The sequence below is a fragment of the Deltaproteobacteria bacterium genome (assembly GCA_003194485.1).
Classification (GTDB): domain Bacteria; phylum Desulfobacterota; class Dissulfuribacteria; order Dissulfuribacterales; family UBA3076; genus UBA3076.
The window spans coordinates 18059-23231 of the sequence record PQXD01000010.1 but is presented as its reverse complement, the minus strand read 5'-3'; the positions used below and the strand labels follow the sequence as shown (position 1 = coordinate 23231).

At 47.8% G+C, this 5173-nt stretch carries 5 protein-coding genes; 2 read left to right on the top strand and 3 right to left on the bottom strand.

The features are described from left to right. Positions 1-1270 (bottom strand): hypothetical protein (locus C4B57_06990; protein ID PXF54400.1); only part of this gene is annotated, 1270 nt, incomplete at its 3' end. A 59-nt stretch (positions 1271-1329) separates the two neighbouring features. Here C4B57_06990 and C4B57_06985 point away from each other — a divergent pair. Continuing rightward, complete coding sequence (locus tag C4B57_06985; protein ID PXF54399.1) at positions 1330-1737, top strand: hypothetical protein; 408 nt, start codon at positions 1330-1332, stop codon at positions 1735-1737. Positions 1738-1747: 10 nt separating this feature from the next. Here the strand turns inward: C4B57_06985 and lspA are convergent, their stop codons facing one another. Together lspA and C4B57_06975 are read right to left on the bottom strand one after the other, a co-directional pair. Further along, on the bottom strand, positions 1748-2218 hold the full coding sequence (gene lspA, locus C4B57_06980; GenBank protein ID PXF54470.1) for a signal peptidase II: 471 nt from the start codon (positions 2216-2218) through the stop codon (positions 1748-1750). Positions 2219-2238: 20 nt separating this feature from the next. Beyond that, entirely contained in the window at positions 2239-3666 is a 1428-nt protein-coding gene (locus tag C4B57_06975; protein ID PXF54398.1) for a hypothetical protein, read from the bottom strand. Between the two features lie 237 nt (positions 3667-3903). Between C4B57_06975 and C4B57_06970 the strand changes: the two genes are divergently transcribed. After that, positions 3904-5173, top strand: a 1270-nt coding sequence (locus tag C4B57_06970; GenBank protein ID PXF54397.1) for a hypothetical protein, incomplete at its 3' end; no start/stop codon positions are given.

The following is a 5173-nucleotide window of genomic DNA, read 5'->3' as shown; positions in this document are numbered from 1 at the left end:
TCTCAAGTCCACGTAAGAGAAAGCCGGGGAAACCCTGACAATGTTTCATCTGCCCAAATACAGGTTCAATTATTCGCTTGCGAAATCCATAAATATATCGACTGACTGGGTTTTGGAGGTTCCTGTCCATGGCCTTGTATCTGTCGGAACGGTGCCTGATATTTTTGGAGCCGGATTCGGCCTTTCTCATCTCTTGCTCTTTCCGGGTTGAAACAAGAGCGTTTATTTCATCCTTGGATTCCAGGTATTCAAGATTATCGTCACTGCAATACCCTGCGTCAGCAAGGACTGTCTTTGCGTAAACATCTATTTCTGAAAGATTCTGCTGTGCCTGCTCCAGCATAGGTTTAAGCTGATGAATGTCATTGGCCTCATTCACCACGTCACAGGCAATAACTATCTGGTCTTCTGTAGCTACGGCCTGAGCATTATAACCTTGAATATAACCTTTGGACGTCTTCTGAATACGACTCTCAGAATCGGTCATATTGACCTTGGTTTCAGGCTTCACTGTGTCGTCAGGCTTTTGAGATTTTCTGCCGTGTTTCTTATGAGACTCCTTGCTCTTTTTGGCTTCAGCCTTTTTTCTGGCTTCCAGGTATTTTTTAGCCTCTTTGATCTTTGCAAGCCTTTTTTCTGCAGTACTCAAATCCTCAGGAAGTTCATCACCACGTTTGCTGCCATACAGCCTGTCTTCCTCCTGATCTGTCTTCTCTGCCTGCTCAAGGAGTGCTTCCAATTTCTCCTTGAGTCGCTTCTCTTGCTTGGAAAGCTGCTCATAAGTTTTGTTGCGGCTCAGGCTTGCATTGGCTTTAACCTTGGTGCCATCAAGGGCTATAATGCCAGCCTTTACCAAACCAGAAGCCTTACAGAGAAGTAGTATCTGGGGAAAAAGATCCTGCAGAGCCCTGAGATGTCTTTTGCGAAATTCTGATATGGTTCTAAAATCTGGAAAATTACCGGCAGCAAGCCATCTGAATGCCACATCATCTACCAGGGCTTTGGCAATCTTCCTGCTGGATGGAATACCCATACAGTAGGCGTATAAAAGTATCTTTACCATCATTGCCGGATGATAGGCTGCGCTTCCCTGGCCATTGGCTCTGTAAGCTGTGATTAATGCTGACAGATCCATTTGATCAACTGTCTCAGATATAAATCGGGCAAGATGGTCCTGGGGGAGCCAGTCGTCCAGAGATGGGGGTAGCAGATATGGTTGCTCCGGATTATAGCTTCTGAAATTGTAGTTCATGAGGCCCTCAAAAAGCAATTATCATGTTGAAATTATATAATATTTTACCGAATTCGGCCTCATTTTGCAACTAATATTTGCGGGACAGACTCATAGGCGGAGTCAACCAGAAGATCGAAGGTTTTTATCACTGCTGTGTGACAACCAAACTTACCGGAAAACAGGGAGTGATGGTTCCGGATAGCAATGTCAAAGACCTCATGCTGCGAAAAGATGTGGTCCAGGCCGTAAAAGAAGGGAAGTTCCATATCTATGCCGTCAAGACCGTTGACGAGGGAATCGAGGTCTTGACCGGAAAGAAGGCAGGCAAAAGGAAGGCTGACGGAACCTATCCCAGAGGAACCATCAATGCCCTTGTGGATGCAAGATTGAAAGAACTGGCCGAAGGATTGAAGGCCTTTGGCAATGAGGACGAGAAGGAAAAGAAAGGGCGGACTGCCAGATCCGGGAAGAAAGGCCGAGAGGGCGGGCGTGGGCCCCGGTAATTGCCCTGGATCAGTATTGTTTGTTGGCAATGCGGAAGAAATGCCACGCCAGGAGGATTCCGCCGGCAGTTATGGCGGAATCTGCTATGTTAAAGGCCGGCCAGTGGTACGGACCCGCATAGAAGTCCAGGAAGTCAATAACAGATCTATAGCGGATCCTGTCTATCAGGTTTCCAAGTGCTCCGCCGAATACCAGCGAGATTCCCCATACAAGCGGATAGCTGCGGCAGCGGGAGCTTCGATAAAGATAAAGGAGGCCGCAGAGAGCGACAACGCTTATTACCTGGAAAAATATGTGTCCCCATTTACCGGCCCCTGCCATAAATCCAAAAGCAGCCCCCGTGTTGGTTATATAAGTAATATTAAAAAATCCTTGCAGAACAGGTCTTACTTCATGGAGCTGGAGGTTGGAGACCACTACGGCCTTGCTGATCTGGTCTGCAAGTACAACCAAAAGAACCGCGAACAAAAAGGGTCTCATTGAAAAAGAGGTGAACAAGTTCATCGGTCTTCGCTGTCTTTAGGCGCCTTCTTTCCACCATCCCTTTCTTTATGCGGGTTCTTTTGATCCTTGCCGCGCTTAAGGTCGTTGTAAAGCCCGCTGTCCCGCGGGAGCAGCTCCAGGGCCTTGTTTTTGTGATATTGGGCGGATCGTTGATTTCCCGCGGCCTTGTAGTGAAGGTAGAAATAGTAGTGGGCCTCGCCCTGTTTGTCGAGGGCGGCAAAACACCTGCCCAACTGCAGGTAAATACCTGCGGGATCCGGCCAGGATTTTTTCAGGGCCTCGAGCACGGGAAGGGCCTCGGCCGGCTTTTGCAGCTCAAGGTATGACCTGGCCAGAAAGAACCTGGCAGTTGAATCTCCGGGATGTCTTTTGCTGTATGGACCTATAATCGAGATGGCCTTTTGATATTTTCCTGCTGCAAAGTAGGCTCTCCCCTGTTCCGCCTGAAATTCAGGCCTTTCCGGGGCTGAAGACACAAGATTGTCGAATGCCTTCAGGGCCTCACCATATTCCCGGGCGGCAAGCAGCGACTGGGCAAACCCATAGAGGAGGAATATATCATCCGGAGTGGTATTGAGTTCCCGTTTGTAGTATTTTATCATGACTGTCGGATCATGCGTTAAGACCTTTGCCTTGACCTGTATCTTTCTCAGCCTGAATCGGTCCTCCGGGAACTTTTGTACGCATCTGTTTGTGTTCCAGAAATCCTCCAGATAGGTCATTCTCTCGCTGGCTCCCGGGTGTGTGGAGAGGTAACTGGGTATGGCACTTGTACCGAGCCATCGATATTTCTGCATTTTTTGCAGGACCGTAAGAAGCCCCCGGGGGTTATAACCGGCCTTGCATATCCATTGACATGCCCTCCGGTCCGCCTCTTCTTCGTCTTCACGACTGTATTTAAGGGCTATAGATGCATTCAGGGCGCCTGAAGTTGCGAGTACGGCAGAACCGGCCTGCCCTTGTCCCAAAAAGAGCCCGGCTATGGCTATGGCGGCAGTGGCTATGTTTATCCGCTGCATTCGCTCCATGCGCCTTGCTATATGTCTTCCCTGAACATGGCCTATTTCATGGGCAAGGACGCACAGCAGCTCATTTTCAGTATCTATGACTTCGAGCAGACCGGTGTGCACGAATACGAGACCTCCGGGCATGGCAAAGGCGTTCAGGCCATCATCCTGTATGACGAAAAACTCGTAGTCAAAGAGCTTGCCCTCGACCTGGTCAAGCACCTTTTGGCCTATATCGGATACATAGCCGACAATTTCCGGATCCTTTATGAGCGGGACCTGGGATTCAACCATGCGCAGCAGTTTATCCCTCATTTCCCGTTCTTCTTCAATGGACATCATTGCACAGACGGGCGAGGCCAAAAAGATAAAGGCGAAAACCAGAACGCAAAAAAGGTAAAGAAGACGATTATACATAATAGCTATATGGTCGTAAACATTCGGTGAACCCGTGGTCCCACGTAACCGTTCACTGGTAGGGGATATTTCTTTTCACTTCACACTTCAGCCCCTTGTTTTCTTAAGGCTTTTGACATGGGGGATGTCCTGCCCCCTCTGCATTCGCCTTATGCTGCGCTTAGAGTCTGTCCCGCAAATATTAGTTGCAAAATGAGGCCGAATTCGGTAAAATATTATATAATTTCAACATGATAATTGCTTTTTGAGGGCCTCATGAACTACAATTTCAGAAGCTATAATCCGGAGCAACCATATCTGCTACCCCCATCTCTGGACGACTGGCTCCCCCAGGACCATCTTGCCCGATTTATATCTGAGACAGTTGATCAAATGGATCTGTCAGCATTAATCACAGCTTACAGAGCCAATGGCCAGGGAAGCGCAGCCTATCATCCGGCAATGATGGTAAAGATACTTTTATACGCCTACTGTATGGGTATTCCATCCAGCAGGAAGATTGCCAAAGCCCTGGTAGATGATGTGGCATTCAGATGGCTTGCTGCCGGTAATTTTCCAGATTTTAGAACCATATCAGAATTTCGCAAAAGACATCTCAGGGCTCTGCAGGATCTTTTTCCCCAGATACTACTTCTCTGTAAGGCTTCTGGTTTGGTAAAGGCTGGCATTATAGCCCTTGATGGCACCAAGGTTAAAGCCAATGCAAGCCTGAGCCGCAACAAAACTTATGAGCAGCTTTCCAAGCAAGAGAAGCGACTCAAGGAGAAATTGGAAGCACTCCTTGAGCAGGCAGAGAAGACAGATCAGGAGGAAGACAGGCTGTATGGCAGCAAACGTGGTGATGAACTTCCTGAGGATTTGAGTACTGCAGAAAAAAGGCTTGCAAAGATCAAAGAGGCTAAAAAATACCTGGAAGCCAGAAAAAAGGCTGAAGCCAAAAAGAGCAAGGAGTCTCATAAGAAACACGGCAGAAAATCTCAAAAGCCTGACGACACAGTGAAGCCTGAAACCAAGGTCAATATGACCGATTCTGAGAGTCGTATTCAGAAGACGTCCAAAGGTTATATTCAAGGTTATAATGCTCAGGCCGTAGCTACAGAAGACCAGATAGTTATTGCCTGTGACGTGGTGAATGAGGCCAATGACATTCATCAGCTTAAACCTATGCTGGAGCAGGCACAGCAGAATCTTTCAGAAATAGATGTTTACGCAAAGACAGTCCTTGCTGACGCAGGGTATTGCAGTGACGATAATCTTGAATACCTGGAATCCAAGGATGAAATAAACGCTCTTGTTTCAACCCGGAAAGAGCAAGAGATGAGAAAGGCCGAATCCGGCTCCAAAAATATCAGGCACCGTTCCGACAGATACAAGGCCATGGACAGGAACCTCCAAAACCCAGTCAGTCGATATATTTATGGATTTCGCAAGCGAATAATTGAACCTGTATTTGGGCAGATGAAACATTGTCAGGGTTTCCCCGGCTTTCTCTTACGTGGACTTGAGA

Bases quoted from the DNA above. Each gene is read 5' to 3' on its own strand.
- C4B57_06975 (PXF54398.1), bottom strand. From the start codon at position 3,666: ATGTATAATCGTCTTCTTTACCTTTTTTGCGTTCTGGTTTTCGCCTTT.
- lspA (PXF54470.1), bottom strand. From the start codon at position 2,218: ATGAGACCCTTTTTGTTCGCGGTTCTTTTGGTTGTACTTGCAGACCAG.